Below are 23,523 nucleotides of genomic sequence, written 5' to 3'. Positions count from 1 at the left end.
GCCGTCCGGTCGTCCAGGCCCGTCGCGGCACGGTCGCGCGGGGCCGTGGGACGGCCGGACGGCGGTCTCAGCCCCGTTCCCGCCCGGCGGGCAGTGAGGGCAGCTCCGCGTGCCGGACGGTGAAGCCGCCCGACTTCAGGGGGGTGAACGGGGCGGGGGCCATGCACGTCCCGACGCGTGCCGAACCGGGGACGCCCTTGACGACGTCCACGTTGCCCACCGCCCAGTGGAAGCCGAACCGCCCCTTGCCCGGCCCGCCGGTCCTGGCGCTGAACCCGTACCGCGCGCCGATCTCCGAGGGGTCCGCGGACTTGGTGACGACGGCGGTGAACGTCGCCGTGTCCCCGCCCGTGACCAGGCAGTCCACGGCGGCCTCGGCCCGGCGGGTCTCGTGGGTGGCGGCCACCCAGTGCGACCAGGTGACCGTCCCCCGCGCGTCGGTCGGCAGGCCGTGTTCCAGGTGCGGGCCGGGCAGCGGGCGGCTGAACGGTACGGCCCGCGCGTCGACCGAGAAGCGGATGACGTCCTTGGGCGCGTAGGAGAAGTCGAGGCGCGCCGATCCGGTCACCCGGGCCGTCGGGGCGGTCTCCACCGCCGCTACGGCGTCGGCCGCCGGCGCGTCCGAGGCGGAGGCGGCGGGGCCGAGCCCCGAGATGGCGGCGCAGGCGGCGGCGGTCGCGAGGGCCGCGGCCACCGTCCCGCGCCGACGGCCGGCGGCGCCTTGCCGGATGCTCCCGCCGTTCCCGCGTCCTCGGCTGCCCCACATGGCGAACTCCCCTCGTTCCCGGCCGGCTCCCTGCCGGTGATCACCACTCTTCCGGCGGCGGGAACGCACCACCATCTGCCGATCGGCGGATCCGCCGGGCCGGGGAGGGGGCCGGTTCTGCCGTTCGGCAGGCCCCGGCAGGGCGGTTGCGGGTGGAGGAGCGGGGGCGGAGGCGTCGGCCGGGGCGCGACTTGAACCTCACGCCGCGTGAGGATGCAGGGTGGTGGCATGACCGCTTCCACGACCTGGCGCGTGGGCCCGCTGGCCGAGGCCGCCGGGCTGACCGTGCGCACCCTGCACCACTGGGACGACATCGGGCTGCTCAGCCCGTCCCGGCGTACCGCCGGCGGGCACCGGGAGTACACGGAGACCGACCTCGTCCGGCTGTACCAGGTGCTCGCGCTGCGCGGCCTGGGGCTCGGCCTGGAGACGATCGGCCTCTGCCTCGACTCCGGCGTCGACCCCGCCCGCGTCGTCCGCGACCACTTGGCCGAGGTGGAGGCGTCGCTCGCCCGCCTCGGCACCCTCCGGCAGCGGCTCGTCCGACTGCGGGACGCGCTGACCGGGCCCGGAGGCACGGGCGGACGCGCGGGCGGCGACGCGGGCGGATGCGTGGGCGGTGACGGGGGTACGGCCGAGGGCCGGCGGCCCGGAACCGCACCCGAAACGGCCCGCCGGCCCCCCGCCTCCCCGGCCGGCCCGCTGCTCGACGCCCTGCGCGCGACGGGCGGAGTCGCCGTCCACGGCGAGCGGGTGCTGCGCCGCCACCTGGAAACCGACGCCGTCGAGGTGCTGCGCGCCCGTGGCGCCGGCCTCGGCCCCGCCGCGCACTACCTGCTGGAGGTCGAATGGCCCGAGCTCTACCGCCGGGCGGAACGGCTGCGCACGGACGGCGTGCCGCCCGGCGACCCCCGGGTGCGGCGGCTGGCGGCCCGGATGGACGAACTGGGCACGCTGTTCACCGGCGGCGACCGGGACGTCTCGGCGGGGGTCAGGAAGGCGTGGGACGAGGATCCCGCCGCCCTGTCCGGCACTCCGGACGCCCCGGCGGACGACTGGCGGGACCTCTCCGCCTACCTGGACGCGGCCCGTCGGGCGGGCGGCGGCTGAGCGCGGACCGCCCCGTCAACGTCAACGTCCGGCACACGGCAGAACACCGCAGAAGAAAGGACTCCGGCATGACCGCCATGACCGCCCGCTCCCGCGCCGTCCACGCCCTGATCCCGCTGTTCCCGCTCCTCCTGTTGGCCCTCCCGGCCTGCTGCGCCCTGGCGGCGTTCGGCGCGCTGCCCTGGGACGTGCCCGCCGTCGCCCTTCCGTCCGCCCTGGCCGTGCTGTGGCTGAGCCGCTTCCTCCGCCTCTCGCGCGCCGCGCGGGCCCGGCGGACGTCCTGAGCGGAGCCCTCGGGCCCGACACCCCTCACAACGTCCTGACCAGCCTGGCCGCCTCCGCCAGCGGCAGTGACGGGTACGTTCCGCGGAGCGCCCGCACCGCCGCCGGCACGCCTCGCTCGTCACGGATCCGGCGCAGGGCGGGGGCGTCGACGGCGGCGCGCAGTTCGTCGAGGGAGGCGAAGGTCCGGGTGTACCAGTCCCGCTTCCTCCTGCGGTCCGCGTACACCTCCGCGGCGCCCGCGCACACCGTCCCGAGCACGGTACACAGGGCGAGGGCCCAGATGTTCCGGCCGGCGTAGGCGAGGACGGCCAGGACGAAGGCGCCGGCCGCGCCGCACCACAGGGCCAGGCGGGGGACGGTCATGGGGCGGGTGCCTCCTGTCGTGGCGTGACGCGTTCCGGAGCTACGGCGCTGCGATGGGGGATCAGGCCGTGGCGACCGGCCACTGGCCGCCCGGGAACGCCCGGTTGTCCTTCGCCTCGCCCTCCACGGCCGTCATCTGCTGCGCCTGCGTGCCGAGCGCGGCGACCAGCGTGGTGACGGCGGTGATGACGAGCGCGGTGTTGACGCCGGCCTCCTCCACGACGATGGCCGCGCCGGCCCACGAGAACACCACCGAGCCGAAGGCGGCGATGGCCGCGACGATGGCGGCGATGAACTTGACCAGGATGACGCCGAGAGCCACGTAGAAGGCCAGCCCCGCGACGGCGCAGAGCGTCAGGGCGGTCGCGATCTTGTCGGCGCTGGTGGCGATCTGTGTCGCCGCGGTGGGCTGGAGCTTCACGGCGGCCGTGTAGGCGGTCGCGCCGTCGCCCTTCCACTGCTTGGGGGCCCGGAGCGCGTCGGCGGCGACGTTGCCGGCCACGTCGGTGGCGTGCCCGCGCACGTCGTGCTGCCAGGTCCAGGCGTCCTTGAAGGCGGTCACGGGGACGGCGGCGCCCTTGAGTAGCTCGCCGATCTTGTTCAGGATCCACTTGCCCAGCTCGACGAGCTTGTTGGCGCACCAGATCAGCGCTTTGGCGACGAAGTCGGGCACGTACCACTTGTTCGCGGTGGACTCGGCCTTCGGGCCGACCTGGTTCAGTTTCGTCGTCAGGCTGGTCAGGCCGGAGTTCAGTTTGTCGATGGTCGCCGTGTACTGCGCGGCGTTGAATGCCACGATTCCCCCTGGTTGTGCCGTGCGGTGCGCTGTGCTGTGCTCTGGTCCCTCCGGCACCAACCGGTACCGAGACGTGATCAGTACGCCTTGGAGACGCTCTTCGTGGTGTCCACTTCGTGGTCGTCGTAGGCGCGGGCGTTGACCGCCAGCGCGTCCGCGACCTCCTTCGTGCGGTCCCGTCCCTCGGAGGTCCGGGAGGAGATCTGGTTCACCGCGTCCGTATAGGCGGACACGAGGACCTGGAACAGGCCGGCTTCCAGGCGCGTCATGCGCAGGCCCTCCACGGTGTTGTGGATGCCGTCGAGCAGGGCGCTCTGCCGGTCCCACATGCGCGCGTCGGTGCGGATGCCGTCGGTGATGACCTTGAGGTCGGGGTCGCCCATGGGCTGGTTCCTCCGGTGGTGGTCAGTCGGCGAACCGCGCCGGGTCGCCGAGGATCGCCATGGCCTCCTTGAACAGGCCGTCGAGCTGGAGCGCGGACGGCCCCCGCGAGGAGCCGGCGACGAGCCGGTCGCGGGCGTCGGACAGGGCCTCGGCGAGGGCCTGGTTCAGCCGCACGGCGGACCGGCCGTCCGCCCACGCCGGGTCGACGGAGCAGGACACCAGCGAACCCTGGGCCACGGTGACGGTCACCTGTCCGCCGGCCGACTTCCCCGTGAACGTCTCGGGTTCGGCCGCGTCGGACCCCGCGATCCCGTCGAGGTCGAAGAGGGACAGCAGTTCCTCGGTCACCTCGTCGAGCCGGCGCGGGAGGACGTACCGCAGGTCGAGTTCCGGCAGCTCCGGTGCGGCGGCCGTGGGGGCCGCGGAGGGCGGTGCGGTGCTTGAGGTGCCCGAGGTGCCGGAAGTGTCGGCGGTGTGCGGCGAGGCGGCCGTGAACGGCGAGGTGGCGTCAAGCTGTTCGGCCCTGCGCTCCCAGCCGGTTTCCTCCAGCGAACGCGACCAGTCCTCCAGCCGTTCCCGCAGCGCGGACTCGTAGGCCGCGGTGACGGCGGCGGACAGGGCCGCCGGCGCCTGCCGGCGCTGCCAGTCCGTGACGAGGGCGACGCGCTCCGGCAGGCCGTCCGCCGCGAGCCGTACGGTGACGGCTCCCTGGGGATCGCTGCCGGTCACCTCCCGCGGTACGCGTTCCCGCATGTCCGACATCAGCCGCTGAATGCCCTGGATATGGTCCCGGACCTGGTGCAAGTCCGCGAACGGGTCGCCGTTCACCGATCCCCCTTCGTAGCACGGCACGGAGCCGGCTCTTTTCGGGAAAGGTGCGCGACGCCGCCCGCTTGACGTGGCGTGCACGCTAACACGCTGCGCTCACCCGGCCGAGGGATCTGCGAACGGCCCGCTTGACGCGCGGGGGGTACGGGAGTGGTGTGGCCGGCCACGGTGAGGCATCACCGCCGGTGGCGATGGTGGCCGGATCCCTTAGGGCAAGGGGTTATTGCGCGTGTCGAGCGTCACTCGTGCCTTTTCCGCCGCTCTCCAACAACCCGCCGGGCACGCTTTGTTCACGCCCCGCCAACCGAACGATCGCGTACGAGCCGACGCCCGCCGGGCGCGCCGTACGTCCTCACCTGTACGTTCTCGTCCGCCCTGGGCTCGATTCGCACCTCAGTGGCCAACTCGCCCCAGGAACACCGGATTGGTCATCGCCACCATCGCCCCCGGGAGCTCCGCCACCGTCGCCGGGCGGCGGACTTCCGCGCGTACGTAAGCCGAACGCGCGGGCGTCGTCCGCCACTCCACCCGTCCGTCCGCCGGAAGCGGTACGGACACCACCGTGCCCTGGTCCGTCACCAGCGCCGCCGTGCAGCCCGCCGGCGCGCCGGTGACCGCCAGCCGGACGGTCACCTCGGTACCGGGGCCCGCCGGCAGCCGCTCCCCGATGCCCGCGTGGGCGCCGCCGCCGGTCGTGGCGGTGAAGGACAGACCGACCGCCCGCGACTCGGCGATCCAGCTGCGGCCGGCGCGGATGCCCTCCAGCACGGCGTCGTGGGACAACTCGTCGGCCAGGACGACCGTCTGGGGGAGCCCCACGGTCTGCGGCTCGCGATGGGCGTCGCTGTTGCCCATGGCGGGCAGCCAGGGCCCGTCCCCGCGGGCGGCGGTGGCGAGCAGGGCGTCCCAGGTCGCGACGGCCATCTCGTCGTCCGGCGTGAACGGGCCGTTCCACACCTCCACCGCGTCCGCGTGCTCGTAGCCGAACTTCCAGGAGCAGCCGACGCACGTGCCGTACGGGTGGGCCGGGACGACCAGGCCGCCGGCGCGCCGGATCGCCCTGGCGTGGCGGCCGAAGACGCCGTCCCGGGCGCGGTGGCGCCAGTCGACGAAGGTGCCGGGTTCGGTGCCCAGGGCCAGGACGTGGCCGTTGCGGGTGGTGACCTCCTCACCGGTGAGGATCAGCAGGTCGTCGCCCCACAGGCCCTCCCAGGCGGCGTGACCGGAGGTGGTGTTGTGCTCGGTGGTGACGATCCAGTCGAGCCCGGCGGCGCGCGCCGCCGCCGCGATACCGGCCGGGGTGCGGAGGCCGTCCGAGTGGACGCTGTGCAGGTGGCCGTCGCCCCGGTACCAGGACCTGCCGCGGCCCTTCGCCCGCCGCGGCGGGTACACGGGCTTCGGCGTCGTCCCCGGCGGCCCGTACCGGAGGGTCACGGTCACCTCGTACGCCATCCCGCGCGGCGCCACCGTGTACGGGCCGAGGACGACGTGCCAGGTGCCGGGCCGGACGGGACCGGCCAGATAGCCGGGGGTGGCCCGCTCGGCGCTGATCGCGAACTCCGTACGGGCGCCGCCCGACCAGCCCCGGAAGCCGTCGGGGCCGGTACCGCGCTCGTCGAAGATCCCGATGTCACAGGCGTTGCCCGGTACGCCGGGCGGGACGGGCGGCCGGTCGTAGGCGTACGAGACCGCGATCTCCCGGACGCCGCGCGGCACTTCCACGGGGAGGTAGACGAAGTCGGGCGCGCCGGCCGGCAGCCTGCCGGTCACTCCGCGCGTCTCCGTCGTGCCGCTGCCGCCGGGACCCGGGGGGCCGGCGGCGTGAGCGAACGTCACACCGTCGAGCCTAAGGGCACCCGCCGCTCCCGCGACAGCCGTCAGTTTCAGGACATCCCGCCGTTCCACCCGGACCTCCAGCGCCGTCGTGAGCCGCTCGATCAGTCGTGTGCCGGTCGTGTGCCTTCTCGTCCCGCGCCTTCTCGTGCCGTGCCCGTTCGCGCCGCGCCTTCTCACGCCGTCCCGCCCGCGCGCCGCCGCGGACCGGACCGGATCCCACCGTTCTACGCCCTCCACGCGTCCCGTGGAACGGGCGGTGCGAAGGACGGCGGATGACGGTCGTGTGTCGCCCGTTCGACATGGGTCACGGACGGCCTCCCAGGGATTACCGTGGGTACAGGCGACAGACGGAGGTTCTCCCGCATGCGGATCGCGACCACGGTCTTCCTCACGGACGAGACGATCACCCCGGTCCGGCTCGCCCGAGAGCTCGAACAGCGCGGCTTCTCGGGTCTCTACTTGCCCCAGCACACCCACATCCCGGTCGAGCGGAAGACGCCCGCGCCGATGGGCGATCCGCTGCCCCGCGAGTACGGGCGGGCGTTCGACCCGTTCGTCGCGCTGGCCCAGGCCGCCGCCGTCACCCACCGGATCACCGTGGGGACGGGGGTCGCCCTCGTCGCCCAGCACGATCCCGTCGTCCTCGCCAAGCAGGCCGCCACCCTGGATCACCTCAGCGGCGGCCGGTTCACCCTCGGCATCGGCTACGGCTGGAACGTCGAGGAGGCCGCCGACCACGGCGTCGAGTGGCGGACGCGGCGCCGGCTGGTCCGGGACCGGATGGCGCTGATGCGGGCCCTGTGGGAGGAGGAACCCACGGCGTACGACGGCGAGTTCGCGTCCGTCCGGGCGAGCTGGGCGTATCCCAAGCCGGTGACGCCCCCGCGGCAGCGGGTCGGCGCGCGGGCGCTCGTCGGGCCCCGGACGCTGATCGGCGGGTCCGCCGGGCCGGCGCTGTTCGCGGCCGTCGCGGAGTACGCGGACGGCTGGCTGCCGATCGGCGGCGGCGGGCTGCGCGAGGCGCTGCCCCGGCTGCGGCAGGCCTGGGCGGACGCGGGCCGGCCGGGCGAGCCGGCCGTCGTGCCGTACGCCGTCCACCCGTCGGCGGGCAAGCTGGCGCACCTCGCCGAGCTGGGCATCGAGGAGGTCGTGGTCGGGCTGCCGGCGGCGGGGGAGGGGGAGGTGCTGCGGGCGCTGGACGCGCATGCGGAGTTTCTGTAAACGCCGGATGGGCTGAAGGGCGCACTATCCAGCCCGTCCGGCGTTTGAGGACGAGCGGCGAAGCCGCGACAAGCGGGGTCTGGGGCGGCAGCCCCAGGAAACGGCGAAAGGGCGGGACCGGGGCACCCCCCCGCCTGACGAACCGTGAGCATCGGCACAAAAACCCTGGCGGGATGCCCCCTGGCATCCCCCCTTTGCCCTCGTATGCTCGGGGGATGACTTCGAGCGCACAACGGCCCGTCTCGCCACCGCCGACCGCGAACGCGATGCGACGCGCGCTCAAACGGGCCCGGGACGGCGTCGCGCTGGACGTCACCGAGGCGGCCGTGCTGCTCCAGGCGCGCGGGGAGGATCTGGAGGACCTCTGCGCCTCGGCCGCCCGCGTCCGGGACGCGGGGCTGGAGGCCGCGGGCCGGCCCGGGGTCATCACTTACTCCAAGAGCGTCTTCATCCCCCTCACCCGCCTCTGCCGCGACCGCTGCCACTACTGCACCTTCGCCACCGTCCCCGGCAAGCTGCGCCGGGCGGGCGAGGGGATGTTCATGTCCCCGGACGAGGTGCTGGCCGTCGCCCGCCGGGGCGCGGCGATGGGCTGCAAGGAAGCCCTGATCACCCTCGGCGACAAGCCGGAGGACCGCTGGCCCGAGGCCCGCGAGTGGCTGGACGCGCACGGCTACGACGACACCCTCGCCTACGTCCGGGCGATCTCCATCCGGATCCTGGAGGAGACCGGGCTGCTGCCCCACCTGAACCCGGGCGTCATGTCGTGGACGGACTTCCAGCGGCTCAAGCCCGTCTCCCCGTCCATGGGCCTGATGCTGGAGACCACCGCCACCCGGCTGTGGAGCGAGCCCGGCGGCCCGCACCACGGCTCGCCCGACAAGGAGCCCGCCGTCCGGCTGCGGCACCTGGAGGACGCGGGCCGCAGCTCGGTGCCGCTCACCAGCGGGCTGCTGCTGGGGATCGGGGAGACGGTGGAGGAGCGCGCCGAGTCGCTGTTCGCGCTGCGCCGCGTCTCCCGCGCGTACCACGGCATCCAGGAGCTCATCCTGCAGAACTTCCGCGCCAAGCCGGACACGGCGATGCGCGGCATGCCCGACGCGGAGCTCGACGACCTGGTCGCCACGGTCGCCGTCGCCCGGCACATCATGGGCCCGTCCGCCTGCCTCCAGGCGCCGCCGAACCTGGTGGACGAGGAGTTCGGCCGGCTCATCCGGGCGGGCGTCGACGACTGGGGCGGCGTCTCGCCGCTCACCCCGGACCACGTCAACCCCGAGCGGCCCTGGCCGCAGATCGACGAGCTCGCGGCACGGTCCGCCGCCGAGGGGTTCGAGCTGAGGGAACGTCTCGCCGTCTACCCGGAGTTCATCCAGCGCGGCGAACCCTGGCTGGACCCGCGCGTCCTCCCGCACGTCCGGGCACTCGCCGACCCGGAGACCGGGCTGGCGCGCGAGGACGCCGTCGTCGAGGGCCGCCCCTGGCAGGAACCGGAGGAGGTGTTCGTCCCCAGCGGCCGCACCGACCTGCACCGCACCATCGACAGCGAGGGCCGCACCGGCGACCGGCGCGCCGACTTCGACGAGGTCTACGGCGACTGGGAGGCGCTCCGGGAGGCCGCCGCCCCCGGCATGGCCCCCGAGCGGCTGGACGGGGACGTACGGACGGCGCTCAAGCAGGCCGCCGACGACCCGACGCGGCTGACCGACGCCGAGGCGCTGGCCCTCCTGCACGCCGACGGGCCGGCGCTGGACGCCCTCTGCGGCATCGCCGACGACCTGCGGCGGGCCACGGTCGGCGACGACGTCACGTACATCGTCACCCGCAACATCAACTTCACCAACGTCTGCTACACCGGCTGCCGGTTCTGCGCCTTCGCCCAGCGCCGCACCGACGCCGACGCCTACACCCTCTCCCTCGACCAGGTCGCCGACCGGGCCCAGCAGGCGTGGGAGGTCGGCGCCGTCGAGGTGTGCATGCAGGGCGGCATCCACCCCGACCTGCCCGGTACCGCCTACTTCGACATCGCGCGGGCGGTGAAGCAGCGGGTCCCGGGGATGCACGTGCACGCCTTCTCGCCGATGGAGGTCGTCAACGGCGCGTCCAGGACCGGTCTTTCGATCCGCGACTGGCTCGCGGCCGCCAAGGAGGCCGGCCTCGACAGCATCCCCGGCACGGCCGCCGAGATCCTCGACGACGAGGTCCGCTGGGTGCTCACCAAGGGCAAGCTGCCGACGAAGGACTGGGTGGAGGTCGTCACCACCGCGCACTCCCTGGGCATCCGCAGCTCGTCCACGATGATGTACGGGCACGTGGACCAGCCCCGGCACTGGCTCGGCCACTTCCGGAAGCTGGTGGAGATCCAGCAGGAGACCGGCGGCTTCACGGAGTTCGTGACGCTCCCCTTCATCCACACCAACGCTCCCGTCTACCTCGCCGGCATCGCGCGGCCGGGGCCGACCATGCGCGACAACCGGGCCGTGACCGCGATGGCCCGGGTCCTGCTCCACCCGCACATCACCAACATCCAGACCAGCTGGGTGAAGCTGGGCGCCGAGGGCGCGGCCGAGATGCTGCGCTCCGGCGCCAACGACCTGGGCGGCACGCTGATGGAGGAGACCATCTCCCGGATGGCGGGCTCCTCCTACGGCTCCTACCGCTCGGTGCGCGACCTCGTCGCCATCGCCGAGGCCGCGGGCCGGCCCGCCCGGCCCCGGACGACGCTGTACGGCGAGATGCCGGAGGAGCGGCGGCGGGCGGCCGAGGCGTCCGACGGGCACCTTCCGGAGCTGCTGCCGGTGCTGGGGAACGACTAGGGCTCCCGCGCGGGTAGGCCCCCGGCTCCCCGGGGCGCGGCGCGGTCAGTCGACGTACGACTCGAGCGTGCCGCGCCGCCGCACGTCGAGCGTCGCGCAGTGGAACGAGCCGCCGAACGGCGCGTAGTGCAGCAGGTCGCACGGGATCGGCTCGAACCCCCACCGCTCCAGGGCGCGCAGCATGCCCGTGTGGTGCCGCTCCGCGATGACCCGGTGGCCGTCGATGACGAGCACGTTCAGGCTGAGCCACTTGCCGCACATCGAGGTGAGCCTGAGCAGCCGGTCGTCGATCGGGTCGGGCTCCGGGGCGACCAGGACGTCCCATGAGCGCAGGACGTCCGGCAGCCGGTCGACGTCGACGTACTCGGGGTTGACCAGGACCTTGCCGGGGGCGAGCGGGAGAAAGGTGGTGTCGATGTGCATGGGGGTGCGGCAGCGGCTCTCGATCTCGTGGATCCGGTAGCCCGGCCCGAGGTGGCGGCGGAGCCACTCGACGCCCATGCGGTTGGTGACGTTGCCGCGGGTGACGAACAGGTCGCGCCCGGCCCGTACGAAGTCGGCCGCGTCGAAGACCGGCTCGAACTCCGTGAGGATGGTGCGCGGGGGCTCGCCCGGCCCCGGAGGGCGGAAGTCCGCCTCGTACAGCTCCTCGGTGAGCTGCGGCTTGGGGGCCGCCGTCCAGCGCGCGCCGCGCCGGAAGTAGTCCTTGAGGAGCGTGCGGTAGGAGTGGGTCTCGAAGTAGCGGCACGGCCACGCCATCGGCGTCTCGATGATCTCGTCGCCGATCACCAGCAGGCAGTCGCGGGGACAGGTGTTGCAGAAGCCGCGTGACGACCAGTCGGGGGTGGCGAACCGCCGCTTGTGGTCGACCGCGTCCGGACGCCTGACCGTGACGCCGAGCGCGCCCAGCAGGGTGACGAACCGGTCGAGCTCGTGCCGCGCCCGTTCGACCAGGACGCGCGGGTACCGGCGACCGGCGGCGAGGCCCTGCGCACGGGCCGCCCAGGACGGGAGGTTGCAGCCGACGACCGGATGCGCGGAGGGGATGACCGCGCCGTCGAGGCGCCCGACGATGACCTCCTCCAGCGGATCCCACTCGTTGTGCGAGTTGACGGGCGGGCCGGCCGGTTCGGGGACGGCCGGGGGCGCACCCGGAGTGGGCTTCTCGCCGCCCGTGCCGGGGCCGTTCGGCGTGACACCGACGACGGTGTCGTCAGGAATGCCGGATGTCCGTTTTTCCTCCATGCTCAACCGCTTTCTCCCCGCCAGCCGGTGACTCACTGTATCCGGCTGGGCGGCGAGCGTCGCGGAGACGGGATGAGTGATCCGTGCGGACGGGGGTGAGGCTCCGCCCGCGCGCCGGAGCGGGAGCGCGCGTCGCGCCGTGCGAGAGCACCGGGCGGAGCGCGGGCGGGTGTTGCGGATCTGTCGCACGGGCTCGATCGGACGGCGACAGTCACCCGCATAAGGTGTCCCGCATGTCTTCGCCCCAGAACCCCCCACAGCCCCGGCAGCCCCACCACAACGGGCAGCAGCCCGCGCAGCCGGGTCCGCCGCCGCCTCCGGGCGGTCAGCCGCACTCCCCACAGGCCCCCCAGGGCAACGGGTTCGGTCCGCCGCCGACCTGGGGGCCCGAGGGAACGGGCCATGCCCAGCCGACCATGATCGGCCAGCAGCCCGCCGTACCGTCGCCGCCCCCGCCGCCGGGGCCCGTGGGCGCGGGCGCGCCGGTGCCGCCGCCCGGTCCCGTGCCGGGCGCCGGGGCCGCGCAGCAGGGGCGGGGGCCCGTACCGCCGCCCGGCCCCGTGCCCGGCGGCGCCCCCGGACCGTACGGCGCGGGCCCGTACGGCGGCGGTCCGGGCATGGCGCCGGCGCCCACGCCGCCCCCGGGGCGGAAGAACAAGAAGGTGCTCGCCATCGTCGGTGGTGTCGTCGCCCTGGCGGTCATCGGCGGCGGTATCGCGTTCGCGCTGCAGAGCGGTGCCGACGACGACAAGAAGGAGGACGCCAAGGGGGCGTCCACCGCGCCCAAGGACCCCTCCGGCCCGCAGGCCTCGGCCTCCGCGTCCGCCCCGGGCGGCGCCGACAAGCCGGCGGACGGCGGCTACCAGGCGCCCGCGGGCTGGCAGACGCAGGACTACGAGCGGCACGGCTTCGCCTACGACGTCCCCGGCAAGGAGGAGAAGTGGAAGGTCCTGCCCGGTGACACGATGATCTCGTACACCGACAAGGGCAAGCCGGTCGTCGCGATGTCCGGCACCGCCAACTTCCGCGAGGGCGGCTGCTCGTCGAACCCCAACCCCGACACCTTCGGCGAGGCCGGCAAGGGCCAGCTCGCCACCGTCGGCACCACCGGCGGCGGCAAGGACGGCGACCTCCAGACCAACGCCCGCAACTGGGCCGGGAACTGGGGCGTCATGGCCTACGGCGGCATCGGCGCGAACAAGCCGAAGATCGAGGTCGGGCAGGCGACGCCGTGGAAGCACAACGGCATCGAGGGCTACACCGCGACCGCCAAGGTCAAGGTCACCCACCGGCCGAGCGCCTGTGTGCCGCCCACCGCGATCGTGAAGAGCATCGCGCGGAAGCTGCCGGACGGCACGTTCCACGGCTGGGTGATCTACGCGGACCAGGGCGTCCCGGACGCGCTGTCCGAGGAGCAGATCGACAAGATCATGAAGACGGTCCGTCCGGCCGCGGCACACTGACGCCGCGGTACGCGGACCCCTTTCCCCCGTCAGCGGATCCGCTTTCCGCGGCGGCGGCCGGCCGGAGTGCCGGTCCCGCCGCCGCCGGAACGCCGACCGAACGCAGCCGACACCGGGAGGCCGGAACATGACGACGACCGCGGGCACCACGCTGTGGGGCCGGGCCGAACAGCGGGACTTCCGGTCCCGGGTACGGGGCTGCCTGCTGGGCGGCGCCATCGGCGACGCGCTGGGCGCGGGCATCGAGTTCTCCTCGCTGGAGGAGATCCGTGCCGCCCACGGCCCGGACGGCGTCCGGGACTACGTCCCCGCCTACGGACGCCGGGGGGCCGTCACCGACGACACCCAGATGACGCTGTTCACGGTGGAAGGGCTGATACGGGCGCACGTCCGCCGGGACGCCGGCGCCTGGAACCCCGCGGCCGACGTCCACCGCGCGTACCTGCGGTGGGCCGCCACCCAGCGGGAGTGGGGGCCGGACGAGCGGGAGCCGGACGCCGGGTGGCTCGTCCGCCAGGAGTGGCTGTACGCCCGGCGGGCCCCCGGCGCCGCCTGCCTGAGCGGGCTCGCCGACGACCGGATGGGCACCCTGGAGGCGCCGAAGAACCCCGGCTCCAAGGGGTGCGGCACGGTGATGCGGTCCGCGCCCTTCGGCCTGCTCGTCGACCGGGACCCCGCCCTCGTCTTCCGGCTGGCCGCCGAGTGCGCCGCGCAGACGCACGGGCACCCGACGGGGATACTCGCCGCCGCGGCCTTCGCCGCCATCGTGCATGGCGTCGCCCGCGGCGGGACCCTGGAGGCCGCGGTGCGCGGGGCCCTGGCCCTGCTGGCCGAACGGCCGGGGCACGAGGAGACGACCGACGCCCTGACCCGGGCCCTGGACGCGGTGCGGCAGGGCCCGCCGACGGCGGAGCGCCTGGAGACGCTGGGCCAGGGGTGGGTGGCGGAGGAGGCCCTGGCGATGGGCGTCTACTGCGCGCTCGTCGCCGAGGACGTGCGCCACGGGCTGCTGCTCGCCGTCAACCACGGTGGGGACTCCGACTCCACCGGGTCGGTCTGCGGCAACCTGCTCGGCGCCCTGCACGGGGAGACGGAGCTCCCGGCGGCCTGGCTCGCCGAGCTGGAGGGGCGGGGCACGATCCTCGAACTCGCCGACGACTTCGCCATGGAACTCACCCAGGGCGCCGCACCGCACGGCCCGGCCGGTTCCTCCGCCGCCTGGCTGGCGCGGTACCCGCGGGCCTGAGGCGGGGAGTCGGGCGGGCGTACCGTCCGGGGAGCCGGCCGAGGGAGACGACCGAGGGAGCCGGCCGGAGGCGCCGCCCGGGGTCCGCACCCGTCGGTCCGTACCCCGTGGGCCGGTGCCCGGCGGCGACGTGTCACCCGAGGGTCTCGGAGGGGTGTGGCCCCCGGGTGCCGCCGCCGGATCTCCCACCACGGCCCTGCCCTGCCGTCCGCGTAGGGCTCGGCTATGACGCGCGTCGGTACGGACCGGTGCGTCGCGTCACTCGCCGTCCACGACGGTCGCCGTGAACGCGCTCCACGCCTCGGGGGTGAAGCCGAGCACCGGGCTCTTCGGGTCCTTGGAGTCGCGGACCGCGATGGCGCGGGGAAGGGGGGAGGCGACCTCCACGCAGTCGCCGTGCGCCAGCGAGTAGGAGGACTTCCGCCAGGTGGACTTGCCCTGCTGAATGGCCATGGTGTTGCTCCGTTGCCTGTGAGTACTGCCTGTGGTCAGAAACGCCGGTTTCCCGAGGTGGAACCGACGGTACGCGCCAACATCAGATGCTGAGCTGGCTGTTCACCCGACCGGATGGCATATTCCAGGCACCTCTTCCCCGGAGGCTGCGACAGGTGTACCGTTCCGCCTCCCGCGTGGCGAGGGGGACTTGCGGCGGTCATGCGCGGGCGTCGTCGGCGGCCCGGTACTCCTCGGCGACGCGGAGCATGAACTGCCGTGAGTGCTCGGCGTTCAGCGCCTGCATCCGCAAATGCTCGTACATCACGCTGTACGCCTGGACGTCGTTCGGCTTCTCCAGGTAGAGGTCGCTGGTGATCCCCTCCAGGTACACCGTGCTCGCGTCCTGCGGGTCGTGGAACTCCAGGATGCAGAACTTCCCGTACATGCCGGGGTGCGCGCCCACGTCGTACGGCAGCACCTGCACGGTGATGTGCGGCTGGAGGCTGAACTCCACCAGGTGCTCCAGCTGTTCGCACATCACGGCCCGGCTGCCGACCACCCGGCGCAGCGCCGCCTCGTCGATGACCGCCCAGAGGCGCAGCGGGTTGTCCGGGTCGCTGATGCGCTCCTGCCGCCGCATCCGCACCTGCACCCGGCGCTCGACCTCCGCCGTGGTGGCCTCCGGCCAGGAACCCTCGGTGACGGCACTGGCGTAACCGGGCGTCTGGAGCAGGCCGGGCACGAGGGACGCCTCGTAGATGCGCAGCGAGGCCGCGTCCGTCTCCAGGCCGATGTAGACGCTGTAGGGGATGTCGCCGAACGCGTGCCACCAGCCTTGCTGCCGCGACTCCTTGGCCATCTGCATCAGCGAATCGACGATGCGGTGGTCCTCGACCCCGTACACCCCGCAGAGATCGCGGACGTCGCGCTGGCTGATGCTGCGGCGGCCGTTCTCCAGCCTGCTGATCTTCGACTGCGACACCAGCAGCCGTTCGGCGACCTCCTCCGCCGTCATCCCCTTGAGCTCGCGGAGCTTGCGCAGCTCCTGCCCCAAGCGGCGCCGCCTTACGGTGGGATTGACACTGGACGCCACGGGACGCACCTCCGGCTCCGTCATGCTGCTGTCTCCTGCTCCCGCAGCCTGCCACCACCGGCCGGGGCGGCGCTGGAAAACGCGGACACAGGATCCGCTCGCGGTGACCGTGGTCACGACGGCGACATCCCCGCCGGACGCGCCCGGCGGTGCGCCCACTGTGCTTCGGGGTGCGCCGGGGTGCTCGATCGCGCCGTAGGCCGCGATTCCGTTTCGGCGTTCCCCGTGGGGGCCGGGGAGTTGCCGCCCCGCGATCCGCCGTGGCACGGACGCTCCGGTTCCGCGGCCGGGGGGCGGTGGTGCGTGCCGGTGCCGACCGGCGGAACGGTTCACCGCCCGTCGGACGCCGCGCGACGGCCGGGTCAGCGCTCCGTCGCGGCCGTCACCTCACCGGGACCGCCGCGCCCGTGGCCGGAGTTGACCGCTCCGCGGACGCGCCGGTGCCGCGCCGCCCGTTGGTGCCGCGGCGCGGCGGTACGACGTCGCGTGGACGCCGCCGACGGATCCCGCCGACGGCGTCCGGTGAGGCGGCGCCGGCGGGTGGTGCGGAGTGCGCCGGTTCGTGGTGCGTGGAGCGTGGTGCGTGGCGAGGGTGACGCGTACGGCGGGTGGTGACGGCGGTGGACGTCAACGCCGGACGCCGGCCGGGGCCACGGTGTCCGTCGGGCCGGTCGTGACCGCCGAGCCGGGTGCGACCGTCGACCCGGCCAGTGTCCGTCGGGCCGGCCGTGACCGCCGAGCCGACGGTGGCCGAACCCGGCGGTCACCGCCGCCCGATGTCCGGCACCCGACCCGACGCTTACCGCCGAACCCGCCGTGCGCCACGGAACCCGGGGTTCACCACCGCGCCCGGCGTTCACCGTGCCGGGTGTCACCGGAGTACGGCGTGTCGCCCGTCCGGTGCTCCTGCCGAGCGTTACGAGGCCACCGCGCGTGCCATGACCCCGCCGCGGTGCCCCGCTTGCTGAGGAACGGTTTCAGCAGGTGCGACGCCGCTGCGGACGGCTGCCGTCCGCCGGCCCGAGCCGCCGTTCCCACCGCCACCACCGCCACCGGCGACGGCCGCGGCCCGGCGCGGCTGCGCCGCGACGCCGTTCTGCACGTCCATCACGGCGTGCGCCACCAGCCCGCCCATCGGGTCGTGCCGGATGAGGTCCCGGAGCCTGGAGCGCGACGAGCGGCCCTCGTTGCCCGGATAGAGGTGCTTGCCCAGGCCGACCGCGTGGGCCAGGGCGGCGAGCGCCGCGGTCCGCGGGTCCGGCGGCACGCCGGTGCGGATCGCGCTGTCCAGCCGGGCCCTGATCTCCCGGCTGATGGCCGTGTCCGTCGCCTGGTACCGGGTGGTCGGCAGCACCCCGCACATCTGGCCGGCGACGGCGTGCACCATGCCGCACCGCTCCAGATGGGTGAGGTACGTCTGACGCAGCCCCAGCCGGGGCCCGCCGATCCAGTGGACCGCGCGGACCGGACTGCCGCGGCGGCGCAGCAGTTCGAGCGCGGTGTCCAGGGTCGGATCTCCTGTCGGCCGTGGCATCACCACGGCGATACGATCCCCGTCTGGGGCTATCCGTCCGGCCAGAGCCAGCTCCACTAGCTGGGCTCCGGCGAGACCGAGGTCGAGCGACTGCGGCTGCGCCGTGGTCCCGGTGGCCGGGTCCAAGGCGAGCAGCAGAAGCTCCTCCGGAATTGTTCTGCGGCTCCTGCCCATCCATGCCTCCCCGCGTGGATGAGTGACAGGGTGACCCCTCTCACATTGGTCTGTCGAGAGTGCGTGGTGACTTCGGGCGGGAACCGGTAGGTATGTCGTCTCGTCTTGCACATGGGTGAAGCCGGGGAAGCCGCCTGTCGGGTGGTCGCGCGGTGGCACGCCGAGGGCAAAGCACACTGGTAGACGTTGAGAATGTCGGGAACGGCGGAGCGCGGTGCGCTCCGCCCCGGCGTACGGCGTGGAATCGAGGAGGCATCGGTGGCGGGCGAGTCCCCCGACAAGTCTGAGCAGGGGAAGCCGTCGGGGGAGGCGGCCGGCGGTGAGCGCGACCCGAGGCTCGGGGCGCGCAGGGAGTCCGGGACGGCCGTGACCGTGGCCGGTGGCACCGGTGCCCGCGCGGAGCGGAACGAACACGACGACACCGCGGACGGCGACGAGCGCGGCGACGGCGGCGACGCGCGTGCCGCCACGCCGTCCGGCGCTTCGTCGGCTTCGAGCGCTTCTTCGGCCTCGGGTGCCTCCTCGGCGGACTCCGAGGCGGACGCGGAAAGCGATGCGACTGCAAAGCCCGGCGCCGGGGGAGCGGGGCGGGTGCCGCAGGGTGACGCCCGGTTGAAGGCGGCCGTGGCGGCCTGGATGGCCGACGCGGACGACGAGGGCTCCAAGGAGAGCTCCGCGAACGGTTCCGAGAACGGCTTCGAGAACGGTTCCAAGGACGGCTCCAAGGACGGCTCCAAGGACGTTTCCCCGGGCGCCGGGGGTGGCCGTGACGGAAAGCCTTCCTCCTCCGGAACGGCGTCCTCCGACGCGTCCTCCACCGACCAGCCGACGCAGCTGATCAAGGCCCCGACCCCGGCGCCGGCCGACGCCGCCGCGCGTGACGCCGCCGCGCGTCCGAAGAACGGCGCCGGGCGCGACGGCGCGGACGCCCGGCCCGTGGACCGGCCGACCGCCGCCTTCGGCGTCGTCCGCCCGGAGCGAGCGGCGTCCGCCGGGACCGCCGGGACCGCCGGGACGAAGGGCGACGGCGCCTCGAAGGAAGCCCGCGACCGCGCCGGCGACCGCGCCGGCGACCGCGACGGACGCGAGCCCTCCGGTTCCACGCCCGCCGACCAGCCGACCGCGCTGCTCAAGGCCCCCGCCGTCCCGCCCGCCGCCGACCCGGCCCGGAACAGCCGGTTCGTCCCGCTGAAGTCGGACGACGACGCGCCGGCGCTCGGCAAGAAGGCCGCCTCGGGCGCCGCCGCGGCGGCGGCCGGCTCGTCCGCCGCGTCCGCGCGTGCCGCGACGCAGGACCGTCCCGCCGTGCCGGTGAAGGTCACCCCGCCCGCACCCGCCGCCCGCCCGGCGTCCGCCCCGGCGGGCCCCGGCGGCCCCGAGCGCACGGCTCAGACGCCCCTTCCGGTCGGCCCGGACGGCGAGAAGCAGGCACCGCTGGACCTCCTGGCCCAGCTGACCAACACCCCGCCCCCGCCGGAGACGCCGGTGCGGACGGTCATGCGCCGGGTGAAGATCTGGACGCCCATAGTGGTGCTCCTGCTGATCGTCTTCTGTGTCGTGCAGGCCTTCCGTCCGCTGCCGGACGCGTCGCTGGTGCGGGGCAAGCAGGCCGCCTACACCTTCGGCGGCGAGAAGTTCGACATGAAGTGGCCCACGGAGGGCCAGTCCGCCGCCAAGGTGCTCGGTGTCGGCGACCTCGGTACCTACGGGCCGCAGAAGCCGGTGCCGACGGCGAGCATGGCCAAGGTCATGACGGCGTACATCGTGCTCCGTGACCACCCGCTGAAGATGCGCAAGAGCCAGGGCCAGGACATTCCCGAGCAGGGCCCGGCCGTCACCATCGACCCGCGGGCGGAGAAGGAGGGCGAGGCCAAGGACGAGTCGGCGATCCGCGGCCTGCGGGCCGGGCAGCGGTTCTCGGAGTACGACATGCTCCAGATGCTGCTGATTCCGTCCGGGAACAACATCGCCCGCCTGCTCGCGCGGTGGGACGCCGGCTCGGAGGAGGCGTTCCTCAAGAAGATGAACGACACCGCCAAGCAGCTCGGCATGAAGAACACGAACTACACGGACCCCAGTGGTCTCAACAAGACCACCGTGAGCACCGCCGTCGACCAGGTGCTGCTCGCCGAGCAGGTCATCCGGAACCCCATCATCCGGTCCATCACCACCAAGCCCAACACCCCGATCAAGGGCCTCGACAAGGGCATCAACAGCAACATCGACGACCTGTTGATCAAGCACACCGGTGTGCTGGGCATCAAGACGGGCTCGTCCTCGCCGGCCGGCGGCACCCTGATGTGGGCGGCCCGCAAGCGGCTGAACGGCGAGGAGGTGCTGATCGTCGGCGCCACCATGGACCAGCACTTCAAGGGCGGTCCGGACGTCAACGCCGAGATGAGCCTCAAGATGGTCAAGCGCGTCAGCTACGAGCAGCTGACCGCCGTCCAGAACGCCCTCCAGCAGGCGGTCGTGGTCAAGAAGGGGCAGGTCGTCGGGTACGTCGACGACCAGCTCGGCGGGAAGACGCCGGTCGTCGCCACCAAGGACGTCAAGGGCTACGGCTGGGGCGGCCTCCGGGCGAAGTTCTCCCTGGACAAGAAGAAGGGCGCGGCCCTGCCGCACTCGGCCAAGGCGGGCACCGTCGTCGGCGACCTCGTCGTCGGCAGCGGGCCCGACGCGGTGCGGGTCCCGGTGGCGCTGCAGAAGGCGCTGAGCGAGCCGTCCTTCGGCTCGAAGCTGATCCGCCTCGGCTGAGCGGGGCCGCTCCGGCCGGAGCACCGGCTCCCGGCCCGTACGCGCGTACGGGCCGGGAGCCGTTTCGCTGCCGGAGGCCGGGCGGCGTGCGGGCCGGGAGGCCCTGAGCGCCGGGAGTCCCGCGCGTCAGGAGGCCCGGCCTGGGCCGCGAACCCCGAGCCAGCTCCAGGGCCCTCTCCCGGGGCCTCCTCAGGGGCCGGGGCGCCTGGTGACGGCACGGGCCGCGGATGCCGCCCGTGCTAGCGTCGCGCGGGGCCCGCGCAGGTAGCGGGCCCGTCGCGTGCCGGACCGGACTGCGTAGCCGGGGGACCCGGGAAACCAGGGGCGGTCGGAGCATGCGGGAAGATGGGGGAAGACCTCGGGGAGACGGGGAGAGCCGCAGTGAGCACCGTGGGCCCGGCGCGGGCCGGGAGAACCGAAGAGCAGCACAGGACAGGCGCCGCACCGGCAGGGACGGGCGCCGCTTCGGCGCGCCCAGGGGCGTGGCCGCGGGCCCGCGCGGCGCTCACCGGTACCGTGCCCGTCACCCTGTTCGTGGCCGCGGTGCTGCACGTGGTGTGGCGGTTCGTGTTCGCCAACAGCGGTGGTGATCTCGCGGCGCAGGACGCCTGGGCCGAGTTCGCGCTCCAGCACCCGACCTCCGCGTACAACCTCGCCTGGTACGGCGGCATGCACCCCGTCTCGTACAGCGTGATCTCGCCGTACCTGATGGCGCAGCTCGGCGTGCGGCCCACGATGATGATCGCGGGCACCCTCGCGTCCGGGCTGATCGCACTGCTGCTGGTGCGCAGCAAGGCCGTCCGGCAGCCGTTGTGGCCGTCGCTGTACGGCGCCTTCGCGCTGGTCTGCAACGCGATCTCCGGGCGGGTGACGTTCGCCCTGGGCTCCATGTTCGGCCTGGCGGCGGTGGCGGTGATATTCGCCTGGCCGACGCGCTGGCGCGCCGAGCGCCGGTACCGCTGGCCGCGGGCGCTGCTCGCCGCCCTGATGGCGGGCCTGGCGACGGCGTCCAGCCCGGTGGCCGGCCTCTTCGTCGGCATAGTGGCCGCCGCGCTGTGGCTGGGCAAACGCCGTGCCGCCTCCTACTCGCTGGGGCTGGCGCCGGTCGTGGTGGTGGGCCTGTCGGCGTGGCTCTTCCCGTTCTCCGGGCAGCAGCCGATGGACGTCCCCTCGACGGTGCTGCCCCTGCTCTCGGGCGTTTTCGCGCTGCTCTTCGCCCCGCGCTCCTGGCGGACGGTCCGGATGACGGCCGGGCTGTACGTGCTCGGCGTGATACTGGTGTGGCTGATCCCCTCCCAGATCGGCACCAACATCGCCCGGCTCGGCATGATCTTCGGTGGTGTGGTGCTGCTCGCCGCCCTGCAGGAGGCCGAGGTGCCGTCGCGGGCGCAGTGGTTCCGCACCGGCCGGATGTGGATCGCGTCCCTCCTCGCGCTGGTCACGGTGACCGTCTGGCAGGTGGTGAACTCCACCGCCGACATCATCAACACCACCCCCGCCGCTTCCTGGGCCCGTGAGATGGCCCCCCTCGTGGACCGGCTGCAGAAGGTCGACGCCGACCGCGGCCGGGTCGAGGTGGTCCCCGCCCGCAGCCACCGCGAGGCGTCCGCCCTCGCTCCGTACGTCAATCTGGCCCGCGGCTGGAACCGGCAGGCCGACATGAAGCGGAACCCGGTCTTCTACAAGGAGGGCCTGCTCAACCCGCAGAGCTACCGCACCTGGCTCGACCGCTGGGCCGTGCACTACGTGGTCCTGCCGATCGGCGAGCCGGACCACGCCGCCGTCAAGGAGGCCGAGCTCGTCGGCAAGGGCCAGCCCTACCTCGACGAGGTGTGGTCGGACTCGAACTGGCGGCTCTTCGCCGTCAAGAACCCGACGCCGCTCGCCGCGCCCCCCGCGGAGGTGCTGCGCGCGGACGCCGACGAGCTCTCCCTCACCGTGCCGTCCGCCGGTCCCGTCCTCATCCGGATCCCCTACACGCCCTGGCTGGGGCTGGTGGACGAGTCCGGCAAGCCCGTCGAGCCGCCGAAAGCCGGGCCCGACGGAGGGCCGGCGGTGAACGAGCGGGGCTGTCTCACGAAGAAGGTCGAGCAGCCGCCGGGCGAGGACGACCCCGAGGACGACTGGACGGTGCTGCACGCGCCGCACCCCGGGACGTACCGCATCGGCGCGCCGTACAAGCTGCCGCGCGGCACCGGCTGCCCGGACGACATGGCGCCCTAGCGGCCGCTCGGCGACGGCTACGGCTCCGGGGCTTCCTCCCGGGGCCAACACCGGCCTCCGCCCCCGTACCGCCGGCGCCTGCGCGAATCACGGGCGTCCGGGCGTACCGCCGACACCGCCCGTACCACCGGCCGCCGCCCGGGAGTGCGGGCCGCGCCGGTGGCGTGCCCCGTCCGGCGGACGTCCGTCACCCGTCCGTCGGCACGGGCCCCCGCCCGACGGAGATCACCCGTTCGTCGTCGCGCGGCGTGCGGCACCGGCCACGGACCGTTTCGCTCGGAAGTGCGCGGAACCTCCCACCTGCTGCGGCACATCGGTGTGCCGCGTCCGCGCACGGAGGAACGAGCATGCGTACTGCACGAGTGCTGGCCGGAGCCGTCCTGACCATAGCCGTCGCCGGGCTGCCCTGCGTTCCCGCCTTCGCCGGGGACTTCGACAAGCTGGAGATCGAGCCGGGCACCGCGTCGCCGGGCGCGACGGTCACGGTGAGCACGCTCGCCTGCGGCAAGCACGGAGTCGGCTCCGGTGACGCGAGCGCCGTCGGCGGTCCCTCGGCGTTCGAGCTCAAGCCGGGCACCCACAAGGAGCTGGTGGTCGGCCAGTTCACCGTGCCGGAGGCGGCCAAGGCCGGCACTTACGGCATCGGTGTGAAGTGCAAGAACGGCAAGGAAGCCACCGGCGACCTGGTCGTCACCACCGGCTCGCCGACCTCCGGCCCCACCAAGCCCGGCAAGCCGGCGACCCCGCCGAAGGGCGGCATGCAGACCGGCGCCGGCGGCACCAGCGAGGGCTCGGGCACGGCCGAGATCATCGCGGGCGCGGCCGTGCTGGGCGCCGCCGCGGTGGGCGGCACCTGGTTCCTGCGCCGCCGCGCGGGCACCGACCGGGCCTGAGCGCCCGTTCCGCCCGCCGGCCCCCGGTACCGGCCCCGGCCCCGACGTGGGCCGGTAC

Annotated in this window: 19 protein-coding genes; 9 read left to right on the top strand and 10 right to left on the bottom strand. The window is 74.0% G+C overall.

The genetic code is table 11. From position 1 onward, the window contains the following. Positions 1–67 precede the first annotated feature (67 nt). On the bottom strand, positions 68–766 hold the full coding sequence (locus ACSNOK_RS13580; RefSeq protein WP_436780886.1) for a hypothetical protein: 699 nt from the start codon (positions 764–766) through the stop codon (positions 68–70). Positions 767–994: 228 nt separating this feature from the next. Between ACSNOK_RS13580 and ACSNOK_RS13575 the strand changes: the two genes are divergently transcribed. Beyond that, on the top strand, positions 995–1,876 hold the full coding sequence (locus ACSNOK_RS13575; protein WP_436780885.1) for a MerR family transcriptional regulator: 882 nt from the start codon (positions 995–997) through the stop codon (positions 1,874–1,876). 68 nt (positions 1,877–1,944) lie between these two features. Continuing rightward, positions 1,945–2,160, top strand: coding sequence for a hypothetical protein (locus tag ACSNOK_RS13570; protein WP_436780884.1), 216 nt, complete (start codon positions 1,945–1,947; stop codon positions 2,158–2,160). A 25-nt stretch (positions 2,161–2,185) separates the two neighbouring features. Here ACSNOK_RS13570 and ACSNOK_RS13565 read toward each other — a convergent pair whose 3' ends face one another. The 5 genes from ACSNOK_RS13565 to ACSNOK_RS13545 form a co-directional block, all read right to left on the bottom strand. Next, on the bottom strand, positions 2,186–2,524 hold the full coding sequence (locus tag ACSNOK_RS13565) for a hypothetical protein (protein WP_436780883.1): 339 nt from the start codon (positions 2,522–2,524) through the stop codon (positions 2,186–2,188). Positions 2,525–2,585: 61 nt separating this feature from the next. Then, positions 2,586–3,320: a hypothetical protein gene (locus ACSNOK_RS13560; RefSeq protein ID WP_436780882.1), complete on the bottom strand. Its 735-nt coding sequence runs from the start codon at positions 3,318–3,320 to the stop codon at positions 2,586–2,588. Between the two features lie 77 nt (positions 3,321–3,397). Beyond that, entirely contained in the window at positions 3,398–3,703 is a 306-nt protein-coding gene (locus ACSNOK_RS13555) for a hypothetical protein (protein WP_436780881.1), read from the bottom strand. Positions 3,704–3,725: 22 nt separating this feature from the next. Then, positions 3,726–4,532, bottom strand: a complete 807-nt coding sequence (locus ACSNOK_RS13550) for a YbaB/EbfC family nucleoid-associated protein (RefSeq protein WP_436780880.1) — start codon at positions 4,530–4,532, stop codon at positions 3,726–3,728. A gap of 393 nt (positions 4,533–4,925) precedes the next feature. After that, a complete protein-coding gene (locus ACSNOK_RS13545) occupies positions 4,926–6,437 on the bottom strand; it encodes a CehA/McbA family metallohydrolase (protein WP_436780879.1) in 1,512 nt (503 codons plus the stop codon). A gap of 294 nt (positions 6,438–6,731) precedes the next feature. Between ACSNOK_RS13545 and ACSNOK_RS13540 the strand changes: the two genes are divergently transcribed. Both ACSNOK_RS13540 and ACSNOK_RS13535 read left to right on the top strand, forming a co-directional pair. Next, a complete protein-coding gene (locus tag ACSNOK_RS13540; RefSeq protein ID WP_436780878.1) occupies positions 6,732–7,589 on the top strand; it encodes a TIGR03619 family F420-dependent LLM class oxidoreductase in 858 nt (285 codons plus the stop codon). 215 nt (positions 7,590–7,804) lie between these two features. Next, the gene (locus ACSNOK_RS13535) at positions 7,805–10,402 is read left to right on the top strand and encodes a bifunctional FO biosynthesis protein CofGH (RefSeq protein ID WP_436780877.1); all 2,598 of its coding nucleotides are present in this window, start codon (positions 7,805–7,807) and stop codon (positions 10,400–10,402) included. Positions 10,403–10,447: 45 nt separating this feature from the next. Here the strand turns inward: ACSNOK_RS13535 and ACSNOK_RS13530 are convergent, their stop codons facing one another. Continuing rightward, positions 10,448–11,647: an amidinotransferase gene (locus ACSNOK_RS13530; protein ID WP_436780887.1), complete on the bottom strand. Its 1,200-nt coding sequence runs from the start codon at positions 11,645–11,647 to the stop codon at positions 10,448–10,450. A gap of 233 nt (positions 11,648–11,880) precedes the next feature. On the opposite strand from ACSNOK_RS13530, the gene ACSNOK_RS13525 reads away from it, so the two are divergent. Beyond that, the gene (locus ACSNOK_RS13525) at positions 11,881–13,110 is read left to right on the top strand and encodes a hypothetical protein (RefSeq protein WP_436780876.1); all 1,230 of its coding nucleotides are present in this window, start codon (positions 11,881–11,883) and stop codon (positions 13,108–13,110) included. Between the two features lie 127 nt (positions 13,111–13,237). After that, the gene (locus ACSNOK_RS13520) at positions 13,238–14,356 is read left to right on the top strand and encodes an ADP-ribosylglycohydrolase family protein (RefSeq protein WP_436780875.1); all 1,119 of its coding nucleotides are present in this window, start codon (positions 13,238–13,240) and stop codon (positions 14,354–14,356) included. Between the two features lie 258 nt (positions 14,357–14,614). Here the strand turns inward: ACSNOK_RS13520 and ACSNOK_RS13515 are convergent, their stop codons facing one another. From ACSNOK_RS13515 to ACSNOK_RS13505, 3 genes are all read right to left on the bottom strand, one after another. Continuing rightward, positions 14,615–14,809 carry a DUF397 domain-containing protein gene (locus ACSNOK_RS13515; protein ID WP_436780874.1) on the bottom strand — a complete coding sequence of 65 codons (195 nt, stop codon included), beginning with the start codon at positions 14,807–14,809 and terminating at the stop codon, positions 14,615–14,617. A gap of 199 nt (positions 14,810–15,008) precedes the next feature. Then, a complete protein-coding gene (locus tag ACSNOK_RS13510; protein WP_436780873.1) occupies positions 15,009–15,884 on the bottom strand; it encodes a helix-turn-helix domain-containing protein in 876 nt (291 codons plus the stop codon). A 916-nt stretch (positions 15,885–16,800) separates the two neighbouring features. Further along, entirely contained in the window at positions 16,801–17,592 is a 792-nt protein-coding gene (locus ACSNOK_RS13505; RefSeq protein ID WP_436780872.1) for a GOLPH3/VPS74 family protein, read from the bottom strand. A 258-nt stretch (positions 17,593–17,850) separates the two neighbouring features. On the opposite strand from ACSNOK_RS13505, the gene ACSNOK_RS13500 reads away from it, so the two are divergent. The 3 genes from ACSNOK_RS13500 to ACSNOK_RS13490 all read left to right on the top strand — a co-directional run bounded on the left by ACSNOK_RS13500 (position 17,851) and on the right by ACSNOK_RS13490 (position 23,465). Continuing rightward, the gene (locus ACSNOK_RS13500) at positions 17,851–20,349 is read left to right on the top strand and encodes a D-alanyl-D-alanine carboxypeptidase family protein (protein ID WP_436780871.1); all 2,499 of its coding nucleotides are present in this window, start codon (positions 17,851–17,853) and stop codon (positions 20,347–20,349) included. A gap of 345 nt (positions 20,350–20,694) precedes the next feature. Further along, positions 20,695–22,572, top strand: coding sequence for an MFS transporter (locus tag ACSNOK_RS13495; protein WP_436780870.1), 1,878 nt, complete (start codon positions 20,695–20,697; stop codon positions 22,570–22,572). Between the two features lie 347 nt (positions 22,573–22,919). After that, positions 22,920–23,465 (top strand): hypothetical protein, encoded by a 546-nt coding sequence (locus ACSNOK_RS13490; protein ID WP_436780869.1) that lies wholly within the window; start codon positions 22,920–22,922, stop codon positions 23,463–23,465. The last annotated feature ends 58 nt before the right edge of the window (positions 23,466–23,523 follow it).

The sequence above is a fragment of the Streptomyces sp. URMC 126 genome, from assembly GCF_051386555.1.
Taxonomy (GTDB): domain Bacteria; phylum Actinomycetota; class Actinomycetes; order Streptomycetales; family Streptomycetaceae; genus Streptomyces.
Note: the sequence above shows the minus strand (reverse complement) of the source record. Positions and strands in the feature narration are given on the sequence as shown.